This is a genomic window from Kitasatospora sp. NPDC097643, assembly GCF_040302625.1.
Lineage (GTDB): Bacteria > Actinomycetota > Actinomycetes > Streptomycetales > Streptomycetaceae > Kitasatospora.
Genome location: NZ_JBEOSA010000003.1, coordinates 208,459 through 230,096, shown reverse-complemented (window position 1 = coordinate 230,096; position 21,638 = coordinate 208,459). Strand labels below are relative to the sequence as shown.

The following is a 21,638-nucleotide window of genomic DNA, read 5'->3' as shown; positions in this document are numbered from 1 at the left end:
CCCGGCCCCGCGCCCCCCCGCGGCCCCCCGCCGCCCGCGCCCCGGCGCTGGGCCGGCGCGGGCCCGGTCAGTCCACCAGGGACCCCTCCCGGACGTCCTCGACCGGCCGCAGGTCGGCCTTGGGCCGGAAGGCCAGCCGGGACGGCCACCACATCCACCGGTCCAGTTGCAGGGTGAGCGCCGGGACGAGCAGCGAGCGGACCAGCAGGGTGTCGAGCAGCACGCCGAAGGCCACGATGAAGGCCTGCTGCGCCATCGAGACCATCGGCACCACCGACAGCGCCGCGAAGGTCGCGGCCAGCACCACGCCCGCCGAGGTGATCACCCCGCCGGTGACCCGCAGCGCGGCCAGCGTGCCCGCCCGGGTGCCCGAGTGGGCCGCCTCCTCCCGTACCCGGTGCATCAGGAAGATGTTGTAGTCGACGCCGAAGGCCACCAGGAAGACGAAGCCGAGCAGCGGCACCCAGGGCTCGGACCCGGCGAAGCCGAACGCGTGGTTGAACACCAGGGCGGAGACGCCCATGGTCGCGGCGTAGGAGAGGACCACGCTGGCGACGAGCACCAGCGGCGCGATCAGCGAGCGCAGCAGCAGCGCGAGGATCACCAGGATGACCCCGAGCACCGCCGGGATGATCACCTTGAGGTCGCGCTCGCCCGCGTCCCGGGTGTCCACCGCGACGGCGGTGTAGCCGCCGACCTTGGCGTCCGCGCCGGGGACGGCGTGCACGGCGGTGCGCAGGTCACGGACGGCCCGGTCGCCCTCGGGGCTGTCCGGGGTGACGGTCAGCACCGAGCCGATCGAGACCAGCCCGTCGATCGGCGGGCGGACGTTCACCGCGGTGAGCCCGGGGACGCCCTTGACCGCGGCGACCACGGCGTCGCTGGTCTCGGCCTTGGCGATCACCGTGACCGGCACGCCGGTGCCGCCCACGTAGTGCGCGCCGAGCACGTCCTGACCAGCCACCGCGTCGGTCGTCTTGGTGAAGCCCTTGGACAGCGCCAGCCCGTCGGACTTGAACTGGCCGACGAAGCCGGCCGCCACCACCAGCAGGAGCAGGCTCGCCGCCAGCACGGTCCGGTGCCGGCGGCCGACCAGTCCGGCCACCCTGCCCCAGATCCCGTGCTCCTTACCGGCGCTGCCGACCTTCGGCCGGATCGGCCAGAAGGCGCCGCGCCCGGTGAGCGCGAGGACGGCCGGCAGGAAGGTGAGCCCGGCGAGCAGCGAGGCGACGATGCCGAGCGCGGCGACCGGGCCCATGCTGCGGTTGCTGTTGAGGCCGCTGAGCATCAGGCAGAGCGTGCCCAGGATGACGGTGCCGCCGGAGGCCAGCACCGGCCAGAGCACGGCCCGCCAGGCGCGGGCGATCGCGTCGTACTTGTTCTCGGTGGTGCGCAGCTCCTCCTGGTAGCGGCTGACCAGCAGCAGCGCGTAGTCGGTGGTCGCGCCGATCACCAGGACGGAGAGCACGCCCTGGCTCTGGCCGGTGAGCGTGATGTGGCCGCCCTTGGCCAGGAAGTAGACGACGGCGGCGGCGAGGCCCATCGCGAACACCGCGGCCAGCAGCACCAGGACCGGGAGCAGCGGGCTGCGGTAGACCAGCACCAGGACCAGCACCACCAGCCCCACGGTGACCAGCAGGAGTTTGACGTCCAGACTGGTGAAGGCGGCGCCGAGGTCGGCGAAGAGCCCGGCCAGCCCGGTCACGTGGGCGGTCAGCCCGGGGTGCCCGGAGGCCTGGTTGCGCAGCGCCTCGACGTTGTCGTGCACCCAGTCCGTCTTGTTCTCGACGGGCACGGTGAACTGCAGCGCCTTGCCGTCCGCGGACGGGACGACCGGGCTGACCGCCCCGGTCAGGTGCGGCAGCTTGGCGGCGGCCGCCGCGTCCGCGGTGACGGCCGCGCGGTCCTCGGCGGTGATGCCGGAGGTGCGCTCGTAGACCACGACGGCCGGGTAGGTGTTGCTGTTGGTGAAGCGCGACTGGAGCTCGTCGGCCTCGACCGCCTCGGCCTTGGCCGGGAGGTAGGCCTTGCCGTCATTGGTGACGACGTCGGCGAGCTTGGCCTGGAACGAACCGGTGGAGCCTGCCACCACCAGCCAGCCGAGCACGAGCAGGACGGGGATCAGCCACCGAAGTCGGCGGCCGGTTGCTGCGGAACCCCTTTGGGGCGACATGGAGGACCTCCAGACCACGCCGAGGGCGTGCTCGTCGTTGTTCGCGTGCCGGATGTGCGGTGGAGGGGCCGCGGGCGCCCGGCGCCGGGCTCCAGCGGCGCTGTAGTGGGAGTGCCCCCGGTCTCTGTAGGGGGTGGCGTTAGGATCCGAAACCATGGACGAGAGCCCTGTACCCGCCGCCGGAAACGCCTCGGACGTGCCCACGCCACCGTGGCTGCAGCCGGAGCGCGCGCCGCGTCGGATGCGCATGCCGCTCAGCCAGGAGGCCGTGGTGGACGCCGCGCTGCGGGTGATCACCGAGGACGGTCTGGACCGCCTGACCATGCGGGCGGTGGCCCAGCGGCTCGACGTGACACCCGGCGCCCTGTACGTCCACGTCCGGAACAAGGACGAACTGCTCCAGCTCACCCTCGACCGCGTGATGGCCGAGCTGTCGATCCCGGAGCCCGACCCGAAGCGCTGGACCGAGCAGATCAAGGAGTTCGCCCGGAACACCCGGGAGCTGCTGAGCCGGTACCCGGCGGTGGCCCGGATGTCCTTCGGCCAGATCCCGTCCGGGCCGAACGCGGTCGTGGTGTTCGAGCAGCTGCTCGCGATCCTGACCGCCGGCGGCCTGCCGGGCCGGGCCGCGGCCTATGCCGCCGACCTGGTGTCGGGCTACGTGAAGTCCTCGGTGTACGAGGCCACCGTGTGGACCGAGGCCGACAAGGACGGGAAGTCGGTCGAGGACCGGCTGGCCCAGGCCCGCGAGTACCTCGGCGCGCTGCCCGCCGAGGCCTTCCCGAACCTCACCAAGCTGGCCGGCCCGATGTTCGACGCCTCGCCCGACGAGCGTTTCGAGTTCGGCCTGGACGTCCTGGTGGGCGGCCTGAGCCGGATGACCGGCCAGGACACCCCGCCGGACTGACGACGGACCCCGGACCACAGCCCCTCGACCCTTGGTCGAGGGGCTTTTTTCGTTGCCCGTAGGCATGGCCCCACCCCAGTGAATGTCGTATGGTTGCTGAACAGCATTCAGCATAGCAATGCCGTTCAGTCGCGGCCAGCAGAACTGGAGGTCCGGGATGTCCACCACCGACGAGGCCGTCGCCCCGGCGGCCGAGCAGCCGGAGGAGGCGGCGGATCCCCGCCGCTGGAAGGCCCTGCTCGTGGTCATGTCGGCGTCGTTCATGAACCTGCTGGACGGTTCGATCGTGAACGTCGCCACTCCCGCCATCCAGCGGGACCTCAACACCAGCTACTCGGCCATCCAGTGGATCGCCGCCGGCTACACGCTGGCGTTCGCCGCGATCCTGATCACCGGCGGACGGCTCGGCGACATCCGCGGCCGCAAGACGATGTTCGCCGTCGGGGTGCTCGGCTTCACCGTCGCCTCCGCCCTCTGCGGCGCCTCCACCAGCGGCGGGATGCTGATCGCCAGCCGGGTGCTCCAGGGCGCCTTCGCCGCGGTGATGGTCCCGCAGGTGCTCGGCATCATCCGCGACATGTTCCCGCGCAAGGAACAGGTCGTCGCCCTCTCCATGTACGGGCCGGTCATGGGCCTCGCCGCGGTCTGCGGCCCGGTCCTCGGCGGCGTGCTCACCCAGGGCGACCTGTTCGGCCTGGGCTGGCGGCCGATCTTCTTCGTCAACATCCCGGTCGGCCTGGCCGCCTTCTTCGCCACCGGCCCGCTGCTGCGCGACTCCCGCTCGCCCCGGCCGCTCAAGCTCGACCTGGTCGGCGTGGTGCTGATCGTGACCGCCCTGCTGATGCTGGTCGCCCCGGTGATCGAGGGCCGCGAGCACGGCTGGCCGCTCTGGACCTTCGTCTGCATGGCCGCCTCGTTGCCGGTCTTCGTCCTCACCGCCCTCTACGAGCGCTACAAGGACCGCAAGGACGGCTCCCCGCTGGTCGAGCTCAGCCTCTTCCGCAACCGCACCTACCTGGCCGGCCTGGTCGTCACCGTCATCTTCTTCGCCGGGATGGCCTCGTTCTTCCTGGTCTTCGCGCTCTACCTACAGATCGGCCTGGGCTTCTCCACCCTGCGCACCGGCCTGACCATCGGCGCCTGGGCACTGGGCACCGCGGTCGGCGGCGCCGCCGCGGGCGGCTTCCTCGGCCCCAAGTTCGGCCGCAAGGTGCTCCAGGCCGGCGCCCTGCTGATGGCCGTCAGCGTCGCGGGCACCGCACTCACCGTCAACCACTACGGCCCGGACGTCACGTCCATGGAGCTGGTGCCCACGCTGCTGCTGGCCGGCATCGGCATGGGCCTGGTGCTCGCCCCGCTCTTCGACATCATCCTGGCGGGCGTCTCCGACCGGGAGATCGGCTCCGGCTCGGGCACCCTGAACGCGGTCAACCAGATCGGCAACACGATCGGCGTCGCCGTGCTCGCCACCCTCTTCTTCACCTTCATCGGCCAGCAGGCCGGCACCGCCGCCCAGCAGAACGACGGCCCGGTGCGCGCCGCGCTGACCGCCGCCGCCGTCCCGGCCGCCCGACAGGACGTCGTGCTGGCCGACTTCACCGCGTGCAGCAAGGACCAGGCGACCAACAAGAACCAGAGCGAGATCCCGGCCAGCTGCGCCAGGTTGCAGGGCGACATCAGGTCCTCGGCCGACTCGCCGCAGGCGGCCAAGCAGATCGGCGCGGCCATCGCCGAGGTCGGTACCACCGTCCGGGAGGACTCCTTCACCGACGCGGTGAAGCAGACCCTGTGGATCGAGGTCGGCCTGTTCGCGCTGACCTTCCTGCTGGGCTTCCTGCTCCCCCGGCACTCCCGCGGCCACGTCTCCGACCCGGCCTGACCCGCACCACCCCGCAGCAACCGCCGGCACCACCCCAGACCGCCCCGACCGCGACCCGGACCCCCGCCGGGCCCGCGGTCGGGGCTCTTTTCGGCGGCGGTACGGCTCAAGCCAGTCCTGATCCGCTCTCCAGCCGGAAACCCGACGATCGGCACGACCCAGTCAGCCGACGTCAGGAGTGAGGGCATGTCAGGTATTGCCGGATGGGTGGACTACACCAGGGATCTGACCAGCTGGCTCCCCACGGTCAGGACCATGGCGGCGGCACTCGCGCACCGCGGGCCCGACGCCGAGAACCTCTGGGCCGACCGCCACGTCGCGCTCGCCAACCGGACCCTGGCCGTCGACGGCGTCCCCACCCGGGAGCCCGCGACGGCCGTCGACGCCAACGGCGCCCCGCTCGCCGTCATCACCTTCGCCGGCCTGCTGACCAACGCCGGCCCGCTCGGCGCCGAGCTCGCCGCCCGCGGCCACCGGCCCGCCGGCGACAGCCACTCCCAACTAGCCCTGCACGCCTACCTGGAGTGGGGCGCGGCCTTCGTCGAGCGGCTGGAGGGCGTGTTCGCCTTCGGCCTCTGGGACGTCCGCTCCGAGCAGCTCTGGCTCGGCCGCGACCGGCTGGGCTTCACCCCGCTCTACTACGCGCCGGTCGACGGCGGCGTGCTCTTCGGCTCCGAGGCGAAGGCGATCCTCGCCAGCGGCGCCGTGGAACCGGTCGTCGACGCCGAGGGCCTCTCCGAGATCCTCACCTACGCCGGCAGCCCCGAGCACGCCATCTACAAGGGGATCCGCAAGGTCCGGGCCGGCACCCTGGTGCGGGTCGACCGCGACGGCCACAGCACCCGCCAGTACTGGCGGATGGAGTACCGCGAGCACACCGACGACCTGGACACCACCATCGCCACCGTCCGCGAGCTGCTCGCCGAGTCGGTCCGCGCCCAGGCCGGCGGGCAGCAGCCGGTCAGCTCGATGCTCTCCGGCGGCCTGGACTCCAGCGCCATGGTCGGCATGATCGGCCACACCGACCCCGCCGCCGCCCAGCACACCTACACGGTGACCTTCACCGACTACGACGAGGAGTTCAAGCCGGACGTCATCCGCTCCACCCCGGACACCGGCTTCGTCCGCGACGTCGCCGACCTGGTCGGCGCCCGGCACGCCAACATCGTGCTGGACACCGCCGAACTGATGGACCCGGTGGTGCGTCTCGCCTCGCTGCGCGCCCGCGACCTGCCCAGCACCTACGGCGACATGAACACCTCGCTCTACCTGCTCTCCCGCGCGGTCCGCGAGCGCACCCGGGTGGTGCTCTCCGGCGAGACCGCCGACTCGGTCTTCGGCGGCAACGTCTTCAGCGACGACCCGGAGGCCAAGGACGAGCCGCTGCCCTGGGTCGCGCTGGCCCGCCGGCACGGCGCCAGGCACGCCCTCGGCTGCGGGCTGCTCTCCGACGAACTGCTGGTCGGCCTGGACGTCGACCGGTACGCGGTGGACCGCTGCCAGGACGCCCGCGACGAGCTCGAACTCCCCGACTCGATGCCCAACAGCGAGCGCCGCGCCCGCCAGTACACCTACCTCCAGCTCACCCGCTGGGCCGAGAACCAGCTCGCCCACAGCGAGCGGATGGCCGCCGCCGTCGGCCTGCAACTGCGGATGCCGTACGCGGACACCCGGCTGATCGACTACGTCTTCAACGTCCCGAACGCGATGAAGACCTTCGACGGCCGGGAGAAGAGCCTGCTGCGCGCCGCCACCGCCGACCTGCTGCCGGAGTCCGTGGTGAAGCGCCGCAAGAGCCCGTTCCCGATCGCCATCGACCCCGCCTACCAGCAGGCGGTCGTCGAGGAGCTGCGCCAGGCGGTCGACGACCGCGAGTCCCTGGTCGCTCCGCTGCTGGACCGCTCGGCCGTCCGCAAGCTGCTCGACCAGCCCGGCGGGCCCGCGGAGAACTGGATCACCCGCACCGACGTCGAGACGGTGCTCTCGCTGGACGCCTGGCTGCGCCACTACGGCGTCCGCATCGAACTCTGACCCCTCCGCCCCCTTTCCGAAAGGACCACCACGCCATGGCCGCGTCCCACGAGACCCCCGAGCAGCAGCCCATCCCCTCCGGCTTCTGGAAGTTCGTCTCCAACAACGCCGAGCTCCCCGCCTTCGACCGGCTGCTCTTCCTGCTCTACGGCGTGCGCATCATCGCCGTGCTGAACGTCGTCGCGGAGCTGAACATCGCCGACCTGATCCGCGAGGAGCCGCGCAACGTCGAGGAGTTGGCCGAGATCACCGGCACCAAGCCGCGCATCCTGGCCCGCATCCTGCGCGCCGCCTCGGCCGTCGAGATCTTCGCCGAGCGCCCCGACGGCCGGTACCAGCTCACCCCCGAGTCGGAGTCGCTGGCCTCCACCGGCTTCAGCCTGCGCGACCTCACCCTGTTCAACACCGGCGAGATCTTCACCTCCGGGTACGCCGGGCTGCTGCACAGCGTCCGCACCGGCGAGGCCTCCTTCGACCGGGTCTTCGGCAAGCCGCTGTACGAGTACTTCGACGAGCACCCGGAGGCCGGCGAACTGTTCGACCGCTGCATGCTCCAGCGCAGCCGCCTGGTGGTCAACGCCGGCGACCTGCTGGCCACCACCGACTTCACCCGCTTCGGCCGGATCGCCGACATCGGCGGCGGCCGCGGCCACTTCCTCGGCGAGGTGCTCGCCAAGCACCCGAACGGCACCGGCGTGCTCTTCGAGCGCCAGGCCGTCCTGGACCACGCCACCCCGCTGCTGCGGGAGTTCGGCGTCCAGGACCGGGTCGAGCTGGTCGCCGGCGACTACTTCACCGAGGCGCCGGCCGACTGCGACGCCTACGTCCTCAACACCGTCCTGAACACCCTCGACGACGAGCACGCCGTCCAGGTCCTGCGCCAGGTCCGGGCCGCGATCGGCGACAACGCCGAGGGCCGGCTCTTCATCTGCGAGAAGGTCTGCAGCCACCTGCCCAACAAGTGGGACTACAGCAAGCTCATCGACCTCGACCTGCTGATGCTCACCGGCGGCGGCGAGCGCACCCTCGCCGAGTGGAAGGCGCTGGCCGGCAGCACCGGCTTCGAGCTGGTCCGGGCCCCCGAGCGGGACAGCTCGCCGTGGTCCGCCCTGGAGTACCGGCCGGTATGACGACGGCGGCAGACGACCCGGCGAACGAAGGGAGGTCACGAATGCGGCTGGGCGCCTACTTCGTGTTCGACGAGGCCGCGGCGATGGCGCCGGTGGCGGAGCAACTCGGTTACGAACTGGGCCTGGTGGCCGAGGGGTACGTCACCGAGGCGGCGGTGGCGCTGGGCGCCGCGGCCGCCGGGACCAGCCGGCTCGGCTTGGCCTCCGGGGTCTTCGAGATCCCGGCCCGCACCCCGGTGATGACCGCGATGACCGCGGCCAGCCTGGACGCGATCTCCGGCGGCCGCTTCGTGCTCGGCCTCGGCGTCGCCAACGCCCAGGTCTCCGAGGGCTGGCACGGCGTCCCGTTCGAGCAGCCGCTGGCCCGCACCCGCGAGTACGTCGAGGTGCTGCGGCTGGCGCTGAGCGGACAGCCGGTCAGCTACCGGGGCGAGCACCTGCGGCTGGCCCCGGCCGGGGGGCCGTGGGCCCCGTTCACCCTCCGGGTGCCCGGCGCCCGGCCGGACCTGCCCATCTACCTGGCCGCCGTCGGCCCGCGCAACGTCGAGCTGGCCGGCGAGATCGCCGACGGCTGGATCGGGAACTTCTGCGCGCCCGAGCGGCTCGCCGAGAACCTCGACCTGCTGGAGCGGGGCCGGCGCAAGGCCGGCCGCGACCTCACCGGCTTCGACGTGCTGCTCTCGGTGCCAGCGGTGGTCGCCGAGGACCCGGAGACGGCCGCCGGCCCGGTGCGGCACTACGTCTCCCGGTTCGTCAGCCTGGGCCGACGCGAGGGCAACTTCTACTACCGGCACCTGGAGCGGCTCGGCTACGGCGCCGAGGCCGCGCTCGTCCAGGAGCGGTTCCTGGCGGGCGACCCGGCCGGCGCGGCGGCGGCCGTCCCGTTCGAGTTCCTCGACCGGATCGCCCTGCTCGGACCGCCCCGGCGGATCGCCGAGCGGCTGCGCGAGTACGAGAAGGCCGGGGTCACCACGCTGGCGGTCTCCCCGCTGAACCCGACCTCGGAGCAGCGGCGGCACACCCTCACCGGGGTCGCCACCGCGTACCGCCTGCTCAACGACTGACCCGCCCCGCCCCCACCGGGCCCGGCTCGACACTCCAGAAGTCGTCGAGCCGGGCCCGACTCCGTGGGAGCACCGTGGACCGCGCAGAACACCCCGAAGACCCACCGGAGAAGGGAAGGACGCGACCATGCGCGTGCTGTTCAGCACCTGGGCCTGGCCCTCGCACCTGTACGCCCTCGTGCCGCTGGCCCAGGCCTGCCGGGCCCGCGGCCACGAGGTCCTGATCGCCAGTCAGCCGCGCCTGGCCGAGGAGCTGGCCCGCACCGGCCTGCCCACCGCCGTGGTCGGCACCGACGTCGACTCGGTGGAGCTGGTCCGCGGCTACGTCCTGCCCTCCGGCCCGGCCCCGGCCCCGTCCTCGCCCGCACCCGTACCCGCACCGGGATCAGGCGGCCAGGGCCCCCGGGCACTGCGGATGGTGCTGGACAACGCCGAGTCGATGGCCGGCGACCTGGTCGCACTGGCCCGCGAGTGGCGCCCCGACCTGGTGGTCCACGAGCCCACCGCGATGGCCGGCCCGATCGCCGCCGCCGCCGTCGGCGTCCCGGCCGTCCGCCACCTCTACGGCACCGACCTGATGCTGCGCGCCCGCGGCCCGCTCACCGAGGCGCTGGCCCCGCTGGCCGCCCGGTTCGGCGTGATCGCGCTCGACCCGTTCGGCACCGCCACCGTGGACCCGACCCCCACCACCCTCCAGGTGCCGACCGACTACCGGCGGCTGCCGATGCGCTACCTGCCCTTCAACGGCATGCCCGCCCGGCAGGCCCCGCTCAGCCCGAGCGGCCGGCCGCGGATCTGCGTGACCTGGGGCCACACCATGGCCCGGCTCGCCGCCGACCGCTTCCTCGGCGCCCGGGTGGCGGCCGCGCTCACCGGCGCCGGCGCGGAGGTCGTGCTCGCCGTCTCCGCCGCCCAGCGCCCGCTGCTGGACGGCCTGCCGGACGGCGTCACGGTGGTCGTCGACGCCGCCCTGGACGACCTGCTCCCGGCCTGCGACCTGGTGGTCGCGCACGGCGGCGCCGGCACCGTGCTGACCGCCCTCAGCCACGGTCTGCCGCTGCTGCTCGTGCCCCAACTCCCGGACCACGCCGGGCACTCCAAGCAGGTCGCGGAGACCGGCGCGGGCGAGGTGCTGACCCGGGACGAGGCCACTCCGGAACAGCTGCGGGCCGCCGCCGCCCGGCTGCTGGACGAGGCCGGACCGGCCCGGGCCGCCGCCCGCAAGCTCCAGCACGAACTGCGCACCCAGCCCTCCCCCGCCGAGGTGGCCACCGCCCTGGAGGCGCTCACCGGCCGCTGAGCGCACGCAGCACCGATGCCGCCGGATCCGGGAGTTCCCGGGTCCGGCGGCATCGTCGTACCGAGGCCTGGACAGGCCCTAGCCCAGCGTGGTCTCCGCGAGCAGCTCCAGCTGCGCGGCCTGCGCGGTGCAGGGGAAGACGAGCAGTTCGTCGCACCCGTTCTCGGCGTACTCGGCCAGGGTCTCCTTGAGCTGCGCCGCATCGGTGATGACGGCGCGCGCGGCCATCTCCGCCTTGGGCCCGATGAAGGCGTAGTAGGCCCGCAGGTAGCGCTCGGCGACCGGCCGGGCGTCCGCGCCGAGGCAGGCGTAGAGCAGGCCGACCATCCGCGGCCGCTCGGTGCGGCCCTGCTCCGCCCAGGCCTCCTGGGCCTGCCGGACCAGCGCGCCGTACCCGGCGGCCGAGCTGCCGCCGGCGATCCAGCCGTCGCCGATCCGGGCCGCCCGGCGCATCGCGGCGGGCGAGTGGCCGCCGACGATCAGCTCCGGCGCGCCGCGCCGCGGGTGCGGGCCGATCCCGGCGCCCTCGCCCCGCCCGGCCCAGACGTCCTTCAGCTCCGCGACCATCGCGTCCAGCCGCCGGCCGCGGTCGCCGTAGGCCGTCCCGGTGGCCCGGTAGTCGTCCTCCCGGCCGCCGGCCGCGAGCCCGAGCACCAGCCGGCCGCCGGACAGCTCGTCCAGCGAGGCGAGCTGCTTGGCCAGCAGCGCCGTCCCGGGCCGGTAGGGGGCGATCAGGATGGAGGTGGCCAGCCGGATCCGTTCGGTGACCGCCGCGGCCGCGGCGAGCGAGACCAGCGGCTCGTAGTTGTCGTAGACCAGCCGGTCGAGCACGCCGAGGCTGGAGAAGCCGAACCGGTCGGCCTCCCTGGCCCAGCCGAGCAACCGGTCCCGGTCCACGTCCGGCACCGTGGTGGGCAGACCAATTCCGACGTCCACGTCAGCTCCTTCTCCGGTCGCGCGTACGGGCTACGGGCCGACGACGGCCGGCCCGGGGGGGGTGTCAGCGCACCGTCCAGGGATACCGACGGTCACTCGAGACCGGCCGGAGCGCTCCTCGCACGCTCCGCCACCCGGCCACCAGTGCCCTTCAAGTCATCCTCCATCCACGGCTGTGAGCCTCCGACGTAGCGGACCGGCACCTCGCAGGCCGCCCTGGAAGGAGACCGCGAATGACGCTCACCCGCCCGGACGTCAGCACCCCCGCCGGCATCATTCGGCTGGGCAACACGTTCTGCGATGCGAAGGCCCTGCTCACCGCCGTGGAGCTCGGGCTCTTCACGTACCTGCACGAGCACGGCCCGGTCGGCGAGGAGGAGATCCGCCAGGCCCTCCAGCTGCACGGGCGCGGACTCGGCGACTTCCTCAACCTGCTGGCCGCGCTGGACCTGCTGGTCCGCGACGGTGGCACGTACCGCAACGCCGAGGGCCCCGACACCTACCTGGTGAAGGGCCGCAACGAGTACGTCGGCGGCTTCCTGACCCGCTCCGACCGCAACCTCTACCCGGCCTGGGGCCGGCTCTCCGAGGCGCTGCGCACCGGCGAGCAGCAGTCCGGCAGCCACTTCGACATCGTGACCCAGCGCCCCGAGATCCTGCGGCAGTTCGTCGGCATGATGGACGCGCTGACCCAGGTGATCGGCCCCGAGCTGGTCAAGGCCTTCGACTGGTCCGGCTCGTCCTCGGTGCTGGACATCGGCGGCGCCCGCGGCAACCTGGCCTCGATCATCGTCGGCTCCCAGCCGCACCTCACGGGCAACGTGTTCGACCTGCCCGCGATGGCGCCGCTGTTCGACGAGCACCAGGCCGCCCAGGGGCTGACCGACCGGATGACCTTCCACGGCGGCAACTTCTTCGTCGACGACATCCCGGTCACCGCGGACGTCGTCACGATGGGCCACGTGCTGCACGACTGGGACCGCGGGCAGCGCGAGCTGCTGGTCCGCAAGGCCTTCGACGCGGTGAACCCCGGCGGGTACCTGCTGGTCTACGACCGGATGCTGGACGACGAACCGAACCACGTCGAGAACCTGGTGATCAGCCTGGACATGCTGCTGGTCACCGACGGCGGCTCCGAGTACCCGGTGTCCGAGCTGCTGGAGCACATGGCGAAGGCCGGCGTCCCGTCGACCGAGGTGCTCCCGCTCGGCGAGTTCGACACCCTCGTGATCGCCCGCAAGGCCGCCTGAGGCACCGGCGCCTTCAGCCGGACCGGAGTCTTCAGCCGGACCGGAGTCTTCAGCCGGACCGCCATTCACCGTGGCCTCCCGAGGAACGGAGGCGGCGCCCGCCCGTCGGTCGCCGCCTCCGTCCCCGTCCGGAGCGGCCCGGTCAGGAACTCGCGCCGCCCCGGCCGTCGGCCCGACACCGGCACCGCGGCGCCACAGGGAGGATGCAATGGATCTGGGACTCAACGGCAAGCGTGTGCTCGTCACCGGCGGGACGAGGGGCGTCGGCCGGACCACCGCGCTCGCCTTCGCCCGCTCCGGCGCGCGGGTCGCGGTGGCCTCGCGGAACGCCGGGGAGGCGGCCGACAGCCTCGCCGCCGAGCTCAAGGAGACCGGCGACGGCCACGTCCTGCTGCGGGCCGACGTCACCTCGGCCGCCGGGGCGACCGCCCTGGCCGCGCAGGCCGGGCAGGCCCTGGGCGGGCTCGACGTGCTGGTCAACAACGTCGGGGTGGACGGCCAGGTCCCGTTCGAGCAGCTGACCGAGGCGGAGTGGCACCGGGTGGTGGACCACAACGTGACCTCGACCTACCTGGTCACCCAGGCGGCCCTCGGAGTGCTCGGGGACGGCTCGTCGATCGTCAACATCGGCGCCTCCGCGGCGCTCCGCGGCCGGCTGCGCGGGGCCCACTACACCGCCTCCAAGGCCGCGCTGATCGGCCTCACCCGGGCGCTGGCCAAGGAGCTCGGCCCGCGGGGCATCCGGGTCAACATCGTCGCCCCCGGGGTGGTCGAGACCGAACCCGGCGGCGGGCTGCCCCCGTTCGTGCTGGAGAAGCTGGTGGGGATGACGGCGCTCGGCCGGCTCTGCCGCCCCGAGGACGTGGCCGCCGCGGTGCTCTTCCTGGCCGGTGACGCGGCTGGCTGCATCACCGGCCAGACGCTCGACGTGGACGGCGGGATATGAGCCCGGCCGCCCGGACCGCGCTGGTCACCGGGGCCGGCCGGGGCATCGGCCTGGCGGTGGCCGCCGCCCTGCACGGGCGCGGCCACCGGGTGCTGCTCGGGGTCCGGGACGAGGAGGCCGGGCGCAAGGCCGCCGCCGAACTGGGCGGCCGGGCCGAGGTGCTGGTGCTGGACGTGGCCGACCCGGCCTCGGTGGCGCGGGCCGCCGCGGCGGCCGGCCCGGTGGACGTCCTGGTCAACAACGCGGGCGTGCAGCTGGACTGGGGCACCAGCCCGACCACGGTCTCCCCCGAAACGATCGAGCGGACCTTCGCGGTGAACCTGTTCGGCGCCTGGCGGGTCTCCCAGGCCTTCGTGCCCGGCATGGTGGCACGCGGCTGGGGCCGGGTGGTGATGGTCTCCAGCGGGGCCGGCTCGTTCACCAACGGCATCGCCGCGCAGTGCGCGGGCTACTCGGTGTCCAAGGCCGCGCTCAACGCCCTCACCGCCGCGCTGGCCACCGAGACGGCCGGCACCGGGGTGCTGGTGAACGCGGTCAACCCGGGCCTGGTCCGCACCCGGATGCGCCCGGACGCCGAGCAGACCCCGGAGGCGGCCGCCGAGGCGGTCGTGCACGCCGCCACCCTGCCCGCGGACGGCCCGACCGGCGCCTTCCTGCGCCGAGGCGCGGTCATCGGCTGGTAGCCGTCCGGCCGCACAGGTCGTACGGATCGCACGGATCGAACGGGTCACACCGATCGAACGGGTCGCACGACCGACGGCGAGGGCCCGCACCCCGGAGGTGCGGGCCCTCGCCGTTCGCCCCGGTGCTGCTCAGACCCGCTCGGCCCGCAGGTCGTGGACGATCCGCGCGACGACCATGTCCCCGCCGGTGCGGAAGGCGCCCAGCCGGCGCCGGTGCTCGACGTGCTCCGCGCTGTGCTCGAAGGCGCGGAAGGCCTCCTCGTCCGCCCACTCGGTGAGGACGAAGTACAGCGCCCCGCCGTCCTGTTCCCCGACCCGGACCAGGCTCTGGCCCCGGTTGGCCGGGGTCCGGGCGATGCGGCGGCCGATGTCCAACCACACCTCCTCGAACTCGGCCTCTTTCCCGGGCGCGATCTCCATCCGCAGGATCACCTGTACCGGCTGCTTCGCCATGTCCAGCTCCTCCTCGATCTCTTGACGATCCATCAGATGCCGGTGTGCTCGATCACGACCGCGGCGTCCTTGTCCCCGTCCCCGGCCTGGACGACCGCCGCGAACCGGGCCCGCACCGCCTCCAGCACCGGCAGGCTGAGGTCCGCCGCGGCCTCGTCGGTGACCGCCAGCCGCAGGTCCTTCTCCATCAGCACCGAGCGGAAGAAGGCCGGCTGGTAGCCGCCGCCGCGCATCAGCTCGGCCCGGAAGCGCATCACCATCGAGCTGAAGCCGCTGCCCGCGATCGCCGTCAGCAGCCCGTTCCGGTCCAGCCCGGCCCGCTCGCCGTAGGCGACCGCCTCGGCCATCGAGGCGACCTGGGCGCCCAGCAGCAGGTTGAAGATCAGCTTGATGGTGGCCGCCGTCCCCGGCGCGCCGGTGCGGACCAGCTCGTTGCCGATCGTCTCCAGCACCGGCAGGGCCGCCTCGACGTCCTCGTCCGCGCCCGCCGCGAAGACCCGCAGCTCGCCCTGGCGGGCCTGGAGCGGGTTGCCGACCACGCAGGCCTCCACCCGGCGCAGGCCGAGCTCCGCCAGCCGGTCGGCGGCGGTGCGGGCGTACTGCGGGGAGACGGTGGAGGTGTCGACCACCACCGCGCCCGGCGCCAGCACCGGGACGACCGCGCCGAACAGCACCTCCTCCACCGCGGCCTCGTCGGCCAGGCTCAGCAGCACCAGCCGCTGGCCGGCCGCCGCCTCCGCCGGCGTGGCGGCCGCCGTCGCCCCGGCCGCCACCAGCGGATCGGCCTTGGCGGCCGTCCGGTTGTACACCGTCAGGTCGAAGCCCGACCCGGCCAGCCGGTGGGCCATGCCGCCGCCCATGTTGCCGAGTCCGATGACGGCCAATCGCTTCTCGCTCACCACAGTGCCTCTCAGTTCAGTCGCGGGGATCTGCCGGGGATCCGCCGGGGATCTGCCGGGGATCGGGGGTGTCCGGGTGCGCCGACACGGCTGTCCCCGGCGCGGGGGCGGCGCCGGGGACAGCGGTCGTCGGAGACCGGGCGGGCTCAGTACGCCGCCTCGACCTCGTAGATCGCGAACGGGGAGCCGGCCCGGTGGTCCCGGTACGGCCGCAGCGGGGCGGTGTCGTCCCGGTGCTCCGCGCCCGCCTCCCAGGCGTCGAAGGCCGCCCGGCTGGCCCAGCGGCTGACCACGACCAGCGCGGTCGGGTCGTACGGGTTGCGCAGCAGCTCGTTGCCGAGCATGCCGGGCACCTGCGCCAGCCGTCCGCTCACCACGTGGTAGGCGGCCCGCACCGCGTCGAGCTGCTCCTCGTCGACGGCGGCCTGGTAGACCAGCACCCGCACCTCAGCCACGGTCGCCCGCCGCCTGCCCGGTGATGTGCCCGACGATCTCCATCGTGTGGAACGACCCGCCGGAGCGGAACGGGTGCAGCTTGGCCCGGTGTTCGAGGTGGGTGGCGCTGTTCTCGAAGGCCCGGAACCGGGGCTCGTCCAGCCAGTCGCTGGTGATCCAGTAGGTGCCGGGTTCGGCGGAGTCCTTGGCCAGCCACTGGCCCAGGTTGGCGGGGTGGCCGGTGACCGCGTCGGTCCCCTTGCGCCACTCCTGCTCGAAGGCCTCCTCCGAGCCGGGCTTGATCTCCATCCGGAGCATCACGCGGAAGGCCATCAGGAGATCCCCCCGTCGACGCTGACCGTCGAGCCGGTGACGTAGCGGGAGAGGTCGCTGGCGAGCCAGAGGATCGCCCCGGCCACCTCGTCCGGGGTGCCCAGCCGGCCGAGCGCGGTCTTGGCGCTGTACCGCTGGACCATCAGCTCCTTCTGGTCCGCCGGCATCCCGTGCAGGTTCTCGGTCTCCACGACGCCGAGCGCGACCACGTTGAACCGGATGCCGGACGCGCCGAACTCCTTGGCCAGCGAGCGGCTCAGGCCGACCAGTGCGGCCTTGGTGGCGGTGTAGTGGGAGCGCAGCGGGATGCCCGCGTCGACGGCCTTGGAGCCGATCGATATCACCGACGAGCCCTCGCGCAGCAGCGGCAGCGCGTGCTGGATGACCAGGTGCGCGGCGGTCAGGTTGGTGCCGACGATCCGCTGCCACTCCTCCAACGGCAGCTGCGCGTACGGGATGTGGCTGATCGCACCGGCGTTGTTGACCACCAGGTCGAGGTGGTCCCACTCCTCGGCGACCTTCTCCAGCAGCCGGGCCACCTGGACCGGCTGGCTCAGGTCGGCCTGGATGACCCGGTGCCGGCCGCCGGTCTCCTTCAACTCCCGCTCCAGCGAGGCGACGTGCTCGCTCTCCTGCTGGTAGCAGGTGACGACGTCGACGCCGGCGCGGGCCAGCGCGAGCACGATGCCCCGGCCGACGCCGCGGGTGCCGCCGGTGACGAGAGCCCGCTTGCCTCGCAGACCTAGGTCCATGGTTTCCTCCGTGGGTGCGTGATGGGCGTGTTGGGCGTGTTGGGCATGTTGGGCGTGTTGGGCATGTTGGGCGTGATGGTCAGAGCAGCGTCGCCAGCGCGACACAGTTGGCGAGGAACGCGAGGCCGCAGAGCATGCTGCGCCGCCGGTTCCAGGTGCCCCAGCCCTGCCGCGGGTCCAGTTCGGCGAAGTTCTCCGGCAGGTGCTCCGGGTCCACCGTCTGGATCCACTTGTTGACCGGGACGTTCTTGCTGATCGAGATGGCCACCGTGACGGCCGCCAGCAGGGCGCCCGTCACGAACAGCGCCCGGGCGCCGGCCTCCGGCGCGGCCACGGCGAGCACGATGTCGCCGACCAGCGTGCCGACCAGGCAGATCGGCATCGCCGGGTCGTAGCGGGTGGCGAAGAACGCGTGGGCGTGCACGTAACGGTCCGCGGGCAGTGCGGCCAGCAACGGCCAGCCACCGAGCTGGGTGCCCAGGAGCACCCCGGCGGCGAGCCCGTTGAGCAGCACCACCAACGGAGTGAGCAGTGAGATCACGGCGGGCCTCCCGTCCGTCGCTGAAGGTCGGATCGGTCAGCCCGCGGCGCGGGCGGCGGCCTCGACCTTGTCCTTGATGAGCTGCATCTGGATGGCGGTGTTGCGGTTGAGGTGCCCGGTCATCCCGGCGTCGTCCACCGGCGCCTGCGGCTTCATGTGGAAGTCCTGGATCCAGCGCATCCGGACGCCGCCCGGCACCTCGGTGTACTCCCAGCGGATGTTCATGAACTCGAACGGCCCGGTCTCCACCCGGTAGGCGGTCACCGTGCGGGTCGCCGGGTCGGGCGTGCGGCGCGAGACCCAGCTCCACGCGGTGCCGTTCTCGTCGGGGTGCATGGTGAGCCGGAAGGTCACGGTCTCGCCGTCGCGCTCGATCACCTCGACCGAGGCGTACTCGCTGAACAGCTTCGGCCAGGACTCCAGGTCGTTGGTCATCTCCCAGACGATCGCCATCGGCGCGTCGATGACGATCGCGTTGTCGGTGTGGCCGGCGTCCCCGGTGGCCGGGGTGCCGCTCTCGGTGCTCATGCCTGTTCGACCCCTTCTCTGCTCTCTGCTGTGGTGGTTTTGGCGGCTCGGCGGGTGCTCAACGCCCGAGGACCAGGGCTGAGTTGAACCCGCCGTAGCCACGGGCGAGGACCAGCGCGCGGCGCAGCTCGGCGGGCCGGGGTGCGCCGGTCACCAGGTCGAGCTCGTACTCGGGGGGCTGCTCGGCCGTCCCGCCGCTGTGCGGGATCACGCCCTCGCGCATGGCCAGCAACGCGGTGGCCACGTCCAGGGCGGCTCCGCCTCCGTACAGCCGCCCGGTCAGCGCCTTGGGGACGGTCACCGGCACGCCGCGCGGGCCGAACAGCTCGCCGATCGCCTTCGCCTCGGCCAGGTCCTCCGCCGGGACGCCGGAGCCGTCGGCGAACACCACGTCGATGTCCGACGGCTCCAGGCCGGCGTCGGTGATCGCCTGCAACGCGGTCCGGCGCAGCGCCGGCGGCCGTTCCGAGCCGGGCGCCGGGTCGAAGCCCGCCGCGTAGCCGAGCACGGTGCCGTAGCGCTGCGGGGCGCCGCGCTCCTCGGCCGACTCGGCGCTCTCCAGCACCAGGATCGCGCCGCCCTCGCCGGGCAGGTAGCCGCTGGCCCGGCGGTCGAAGGGCAGGTACGCCCCGGCCGGGTCGGCGACGGTGGACAGCTTGCCGGTGGACAGCTGCGCGGTCAGCCCGTACGGGCAGAGCGAGGCGTCGGTGCCGCCGGTGACCACCAGCCGGGCCCCGCGCCGGGTGAGCCGCCGGGCCTGCCCGAGCGCGTCCAGCCCGCCCGCCTGCTCGCCGCAGATCACGCCGCACGGCCCGCGCATCTTGTGCCGGATGGAGAGTTGTCCGGTGGTGGCCGCGTAGAACCAGGCGATCGACTGGTACGCGCCCACCCAGTCCGGCGCGTGCTGGTACAGCGCCTCCATCTCGTGCTGGCCGAACTCCGTCCCGCCGGAGGAGCTGGCGGTGACCACGGCCATCTCGTACTCGGGCAGGTCGGCCGGGTCGACCCGGGCGTCGGCCAGCGCGGCCTCGCCCGCGGCCAGCGCCACGTGCGTCCAGTGGTCGGTCTGCTGGATGAGCCGGCTCGGCACCTGCTCCTCGGCCTTGAAGCCGGGTACCTCGCCGCCCAGCCGGACGGGGTACGAGCTCGGATCGAAGCGGCTGATCCGGCCGATGCCCGAGGTACCCGCCAGGACGGCGGACCAGTGCGCCTCGATCCCGATGCCGGTCGGGGCGGCGATCCCCAGGCCGGTGACGACCGGGGGCCGGTCGCTGTGCTCGGCCGCCATGCTCAGCTCCCTCCGTGGGCGACGACGCCCGGCCGGGCCAGCACCATGGCGCTCTGGAAGCCGCCGAAGCCGCTGCCCACGGTGAGCACCACGTCGGCGCGGTGGTCACGGGCCACCAGCGGGACGTAGTCGAGGTCGCAGTCCGGGTCCGGGGTGTGCAGGTTGGCCGTCGGGGGCACCACCTGCCGGTCCAGCACCAGGGCGCAGGCCGCGATCTCGATCGAGCCGATCGCGCCCAGCGAGTGGCCGATCATCGACTTGATCGAGCTGACCGGGATGTCGTAGGCGTGGCTGCCCAGGGTGCGCTTGAACGCGGCCGTCTCGTGCCGGTCGTTCTGCTTGGTGCCCGAGCCGTGCGCGTTGATGTAGTCCACCGCGGTGGGGTCGAGCGCGGCCTGGTCCAGCGCCACCCGGATCGCCTCGGCCATCTCCCGGCCGTCCGGCTTGAGCCCGGTCATGTGGTAGGCGTTGCTGCGGCTCGCGCCGCCGACGATCTCGCCGTAGACGTGCGCCCCGCGGGCCTCGGCGGCGCTCTTCTCCTCCAGCACCAGGACGGCCGAACCCTCGCCCAGCACGAAGCCGTTGCGGTCCCGGTCGAACGGCCGGGAGGCGTGCTCCGGGTCGTCGTTGCTGGGCGTGGTGGCCCGGATCGCGTCGAAGCAGGCCGCGCTGATCGGGGAGATCGGCGCGTCGGTGGCCCCGGCGAGGGCGACGTCGGCGGTGCCCTCCTCGATCAGCTGCACGGCGTGCGAGACGGCGTCGATGCCGGAGGTGCAGCCGGTCGAGATCAGCGAGACCGGCCCCTCGGCCCCGGCCGCCCAGGCGACCTCGGTGGCGAGCGAGGAGGGCACCATGTAGCCGTAGAGGTGCGGCACCCCGTACCCGGGCTCGACCAGCCACTCCTTGCCGCCGTTGCTGAGGACGACGTACTCCTCCTCCAGCCCCATGGTGCAGCCGACCGCGCTGCCGAGGCCGACGGCCACCCGCTCCGGCGGCACCGCGGCGAGGTCGAGCCCGCTGTCGGCGATCGCCTCGCGGGCGCAGACCACGGCGAACTGGGCGGCCCGGTCCATCCGGCGGATCTCCCGGGCGGTCAGGCCGGCCGCGGTGGGGTCGAAGTCCACCTCGGCGGCGACCTGGGAGCGGAAGTGCGTCGGGTCGAACAGCGAGACCCGGCGGGTCGCGGTGCGCCCCTCGGTCAGCAGCTTCCAGAAGGCCTCGCGGCCCACCCCGCCCGGCGCCACCACGCCGATCCCGGTGATCACGGCCCGCCGCCCGGAGGCTGCGCGAGCGTTCACCGGTGTCCCCCGACCTGCGGGTTGGCCGCGCCGGGGTGGCGGGCCGGCTCGGTGTCGACGTGCCCGAGCTCGGGCCGCGGCGCCAGCGGCGACAGGTGGAAGGCGCAGTGCGCCACGGTCTCCCCGTTGTTCACCAGCCGGTGCCGGACGCCGATCGGCACCAGCAGCGAGTCGCCCGGGCCGAGCTTGACCGGCTGGCCGTCCAGGGTCATCTCCAGCTCGCCGGAGACGACGTGCAGGAACTCCTCGGAGTACGGGTGGTAGTGCTCGGTGACGTGGTCGCCGGGGGCGAGGTCCATCACGCCGCCGAAGCCCGAGGTGCAGCCGACGGTCTTGGGGCTGAGGGTGACCCGGATGTCGCCCCCGCGCTTGACGTTGGCCTCCACCGAGGCGGCGGCCACCTTGACGGTCCGGGTGATCTCGGTGCGGTCGGTCTCGACGATGCTCACTGGATTCGCCCCTCGTCCTTGGTCCACACGTAGAAAGGAGTCGCCATCGCGTCCTTGGGCTCCTTCCAGTTCGGGTCGTACGGGTTCACGCAGCTCGCCAGCCGGGTGTTGATGTCGTCGTAGAGCGGGTGGCTGCGGGCCTTGTAGAGGTTCGGGGAAATGTCCTCGTCGGCCTCGACTAGGTGGAAATAGAGGTCGTGGAAACGGAACAGGGTGCGTCGGGAAACCCCGATCAGGTGGGGCAGTTCGGTGGCGTCCGAGTCGCCGAAGATCTCGGCGATGTCGTCCACCTTCCCCGGGCGCAGCTTCGCCACGATGAGCGTGCGGTGCACTGTTGGCCTCCTGTGAGTCGGGTCCTGACAC

General features: G+C 73.1%; 22 protein-coding genes. 9 read left to right on the top strand and 13 right to left on the bottom strand.

Going from position 1 to position 21,638, the window contains the following annotated elements; genetic code table 11:
• Positions 1-67 precede the first annotated feature (67 nt).
• Positions 68-2,173, bottom strand: a complete 2,106-nt coding sequence (locus ABTY15_RS04175) for an MMPL family transporter (RefSeq protein WP_350575658.1) — start codon at positions 2,171-2,173, stop codon at positions 68-70.
• 154 nt (positions 2,174-2,327) lie between these two features.
• On the opposite strand from ABTY15_RS04175, the gene ABTY15_RS04170 reads away from it, so the two are divergent.
• The 6 genes from ABTY15_RS04170 (at position 2,328) to ABTY15_RS04145 (ending at position 10,484) form a co-directional block, all read left to right on the top strand.
• A complete protein-coding gene (locus ABTY15_RS04170) occupies positions 2,328-3,080 on the top strand; it encodes a TetR/AcrR family transcriptional regulator C-terminal domain-containing protein (RefSeq protein WP_350575652.1) in 753 nt (250 codons plus the stop codon).
• 157 nt (positions 3,081-3,237) lie between these two features.
• Complete coding sequence (locus ABTY15_RS04165) at positions 3,238-4,959, top strand: MFS transporter (RefSeq protein WP_350575649.1); 1,722 nt, start codon at positions 3,238-3,240, stop codon at positions 4,957-4,959.
• A gap of 186 nt (positions 4,960-5,145) precedes the next feature.
• A complete protein-coding gene (gene asnB / locus ABTY15_RS04160) occupies positions 5,146-6,990 on the top strand; it encodes an asparagine synthase (glutamine-hydrolyzing) (protein WP_350575646.1) in 1,845 nt (614 codons plus the stop codon).
• A gap of 35 nt (positions 6,991-7,025) precedes the next feature.
• A complete protein-coding gene (locus tag ABTY15_RS04155; protein WP_350575644.1) occupies positions 7,026-8,120 on the top strand; it encodes a methyltransferase in 1,095 nt (364 codons plus the stop codon).
• A 41-nt stretch (positions 8,121-8,161) separates the two neighbouring features.
• Positions 8,162-9,184, top strand: coding sequence for an LLM class flavin-dependent oxidoreductase (locus ABTY15_RS04150; protein ID WP_350575641.1), 1,023 nt, complete (start codon positions 8,162-8,164; stop codon positions 9,182-9,184).
• 127 nt (positions 9,185-9,311) lie between these two features.
• Positions 9,312-10,484 (top strand): nucleotide disphospho-sugar-binding domain-containing protein, encoded by a 1,173-nt coding sequence (locus ABTY15_RS04145; protein ID WP_350575638.1) that lies wholly within the window; start codon positions 9,312-9,314, stop codon positions 10,482-10,484.
• Positions 10,485-10,562: 78 nt separating this feature from the next.
• Here the strand turns inward: ABTY15_RS04145 and ABTY15_RS04140 are convergent, their stop codons facing one another.
• A complete protein-coding gene (locus ABTY15_RS04140; protein ID WP_350575635.1) occupies positions 10,563-11,420 on the bottom strand; it encodes an LLM class flavin-dependent oxidoreductase in 858 nt (285 codons plus the stop codon).
• A gap of 233 nt (positions 11,421-11,653) precedes the next feature.
• On the opposite strand from ABTY15_RS04140, the gene ABTY15_RS04135 reads away from it, so the two are divergent.
• From ABTY15_RS04135 to ABTY15_RS04125, 3 genes are all read left to right on the top strand, one after another.
• Positions 11,654-12,670, top strand: a complete 1,017-nt coding sequence (locus tag ABTY15_RS04135) for a methyltransferase (protein WP_350575632.1) — start codon at positions 11,654-11,656, stop codon at positions 12,668-12,670.
• Between the two features lie 208 nt (positions 12,671-12,878).
• Positions 12,879-13,616 carry an SDR family NAD(P)-dependent oxidoreductase gene (locus ABTY15_RS04130; protein WP_350575629.1) on the top strand — a complete coding sequence of 246 codons (738 nt, stop codon included), beginning with the start codon at positions 12,879-12,881 and terminating at the stop codon, positions 13,614-13,616.
• Positions 13,613-14,299 carry an SDR family NAD(P)-dependent oxidoreductase gene (locus ABTY15_RS04125; RefSeq protein ID WP_350575628.1) on the top strand — a complete coding sequence of 229 codons (687 nt, stop codon included), beginning with the start codon at positions 13,613-13,615 and terminating at the stop codon, positions 14,297-14,299. The genes ABTY15_RS04130 and ABTY15_RS04125 overlap by 4 nt, the downstream gene beginning before the upstream one ends.
• 129 nt (positions 14,300-14,428) lie before the next feature.
• Here the strand turns inward: ABTY15_RS04125 and ABTY15_RS04120 are convergent, their stop codons facing one another.
• The 11 genes from ABTY15_RS04120 to ABTY15_RS04070 form a co-directional block, all read right to left on the bottom strand.
• On the bottom strand, positions 14,429-14,785 hold the full coding sequence (locus ABTY15_RS04120) for an antibiotic biosynthesis monooxygenase family protein (RefSeq protein WP_350575625.1): 357 nt from the start codon (positions 14,783-14,785) through the stop codon (positions 14,429-14,431).
• A complete protein-coding gene (locus ABTY15_RS04115) occupies positions 14,785-15,651 on the bottom strand; it encodes an NAD(P)-dependent oxidoreductase (protein WP_502893414.1) in 867 nt (288 codons plus the stop codon). Before ABTY15_RS04115 ends, ABTY15_RS04120 begins: the two co-directional genes overlap by 1 nt.
• Before the next feature lie 146 nt (positions 15,652-15,797).
• Positions 15,798-16,106 (bottom strand): antibiotic biosynthesis monooxygenase family protein, encoded by a 309-nt coding sequence (locus ABTY15_RS04110; protein WP_350575622.1) that lies wholly within the window; start codon positions 16,104-16,106, stop codon positions 15,798-15,800.
• The gene (locus tag ABTY15_RS04105) at positions 16,099-16,419 is read right to left on the bottom strand and encodes an antibiotic biosynthesis monooxygenase family protein (protein WP_350575617.1); all 321 of its coding nucleotides are present in this window, start codon (positions 16,417-16,419) and stop codon (positions 16,099-16,101) included. Before ABTY15_RS04105 ends, ABTY15_RS04110 begins: the two co-directional genes overlap by 8 nt.
• On the bottom strand, positions 16,419-17,171 hold the full coding sequence (locus ABTY15_RS04100; protein WP_350575614.1) for an SDR family NAD(P)-dependent oxidoreductase: 753 nt from the start codon (positions 17,169-17,171) through the stop codon (positions 16,419-16,421). Before ABTY15_RS04100 ends, ABTY15_RS04105 begins: the two co-directional genes overlap by 1 nt.
• 79 nt (positions 17,172-17,250) lie before the next feature.
• Complete coding sequence (locus tag ABTY15_RS04095; protein ID WP_350575612.1) at positions 17,251-17,712, bottom strand: anthrone oxygenase family protein; 462 nt, start codon at positions 17,710-17,712, stop codon at positions 17,251-17,253.
• A 36-nt stretch (positions 17,713-17,748) separates the two neighbouring features.
• On the bottom strand, positions 17,749-18,240 hold the full coding sequence (locus ABTY15_RS04090) for an SRPBCC family protein (RefSeq protein ID WP_350575609.1): 492 nt from the start codon (positions 18,238-18,240) through the stop codon (positions 17,749-17,751).
• Between the two features lie 58 nt (positions 18,241-18,298).
• On the bottom strand, positions 18,299-19,528 hold the full coding sequence (locus tag ABTY15_RS04085) for a ketosynthase chain-length factor (RefSeq protein WP_350575607.1): 1,230 nt from the start codon (positions 19,526-19,528) through the stop codon (positions 18,299-18,301).
• Positions 19,529-19,530: 2 nt separating this feature from the next.
• Positions 19,531-20,826, bottom strand: a complete 1,296-nt coding sequence (locus tag ABTY15_RS04080) for a beta-ketoacyl-[acyl-carrier-protein] synthase family protein (RefSeq protein WP_350575604.1) — start codon at positions 20,824-20,826, stop codon at positions 19,531-19,533.
• The gene (locus ABTY15_RS04075) at positions 20,823-21,275 is read right to left on the bottom strand and encodes a cupin domain-containing protein (RefSeq protein WP_350575602.1); all 453 of its coding nucleotides are present in this window, start codon (positions 21,273-21,275) and stop codon (positions 20,823-20,825) included. Before ABTY15_RS04075 ends, ABTY15_RS04080 begins: the two co-directional genes overlap by 4 nt.
• Positions 21,272-21,607: a TcmI family type II polyketide cyclase gene (locus ABTY15_RS04070; RefSeq protein WP_350575599.1), complete on the bottom strand. Its 336-nt coding sequence runs from the start codon at positions 21,605-21,607 to the stop codon at positions 21,272-21,274. The genes ABTY15_RS04075 and ABTY15_RS04070 overlap by 4 nt, the downstream gene beginning before the upstream one ends.
• Between the last annotated feature and the right edge of the window lie 31 nt (positions 21,608-21,638).

Bases quoted from the DNA above. Each gene is read 5' to 3' on its own strand.
- ABTY15_RS04130 (WP_350575629.1), top strand. From the start codon at position 12,879: ATGGATCTGGGACTCAACGGCAAGCGTGTGCTCGTCACCGGCGGGACG.
- ABTY15_RS04120 (WP_350575625.1), bottom strand. From the start codon at position 14,785: ATGGATCGTCAAGAGATCGAGGAGGAGCTGGACATGGCGAAGCAGCCG.
- ABTY15_RS04175 (WP_350575658.1), bottom strand. From the start codon at position 2,173: ATGTCGCCCCAAAGGGGTTCCGCAGCAACCGGCCGCCGACTTCGGTGG.
- ABTY15_RS04105 (WP_350575617.1), bottom strand. From the start codon at position 16,419: ATGGCCTTCCGCGTGATGCTCCGGATGGAGATCAAGCCCGGCTCGGAG.
- ABTY15_RS04085 (WP_350575607.1), bottom strand. From the start codon at position 19,528: ATGGCGGCCGAGCACAGCGACCGGCCCCCGGTCGTCACCGGCCTGGGG.
- ABTY15_RS04145 (WP_350575638.1), top strand. From the start codon at position 9,312: ATGCGCGTGCTGTTCAGCACCTGGGCCTGGCCCTCGCACCTGTACGCC.
- ABTY15_RS04100 (WP_350575614.1), bottom strand. From the start codon at position 17,171: ATGGACCTAGGTCTGCGAGGCAAGCGGGCTCTCGTCACCGGCGGCACC.
- ABTY15_RS04150 (WP_350575641.1), top strand. From the start codon at position 8,162: ATGCGGCTGGGCGCCTACTTCGTGTTCGACGAGGCCGCGGCGATGGCG.
- ABTY15_RS04170 (WP_350575652.1), top strand. From the start codon at position 2,328: ATGGACGAGAGCCCTGTACCCGCCGCCGGAAACGCCTCGGACGTGCCC.
- asnB (WP_350575646.1), top strand. From the start codon at position 5,146: ATGTCAGGTATTGCCGGATGGGTGGACTACACCAGGGATCTGACCAGC.
- ABTY15_RS04165 (WP_350575649.1), top strand. From the start codon at position 3,238: ATGTCCACCACCGACGAGGCCGTCGCCCCGGCGGCCGAGCAGCCGGAG.
- ABTY15_RS04090 (WP_350575609.1), bottom strand. From the start codon at position 18,240: ATGAGCACCGAGAGCGGCACCCCGGCCACCGGGGACGCCGGCCACACC.
- ABTY15_RS04155 (WP_350575644.1), top strand. From the start codon at position 7,026: ATGGCCGCGTCCCACGAGACCCCCGAGCAGCAGCCCATCCCCTCCGGC.
- ABTY15_RS04135 (WP_350575632.1), top strand. From the start codon at position 11,654: ATGACGCTCACCCGCCCGGACGTCAGCACCCCCGCCGGCATCATTCGG.
- ABTY15_RS04125 (WP_350575628.1), top strand. From the start codon at position 13,613: ATGAGCCCGGCCGCCCGGACCGCGCTGGTCACCGGGGCCGGCCGGGGC.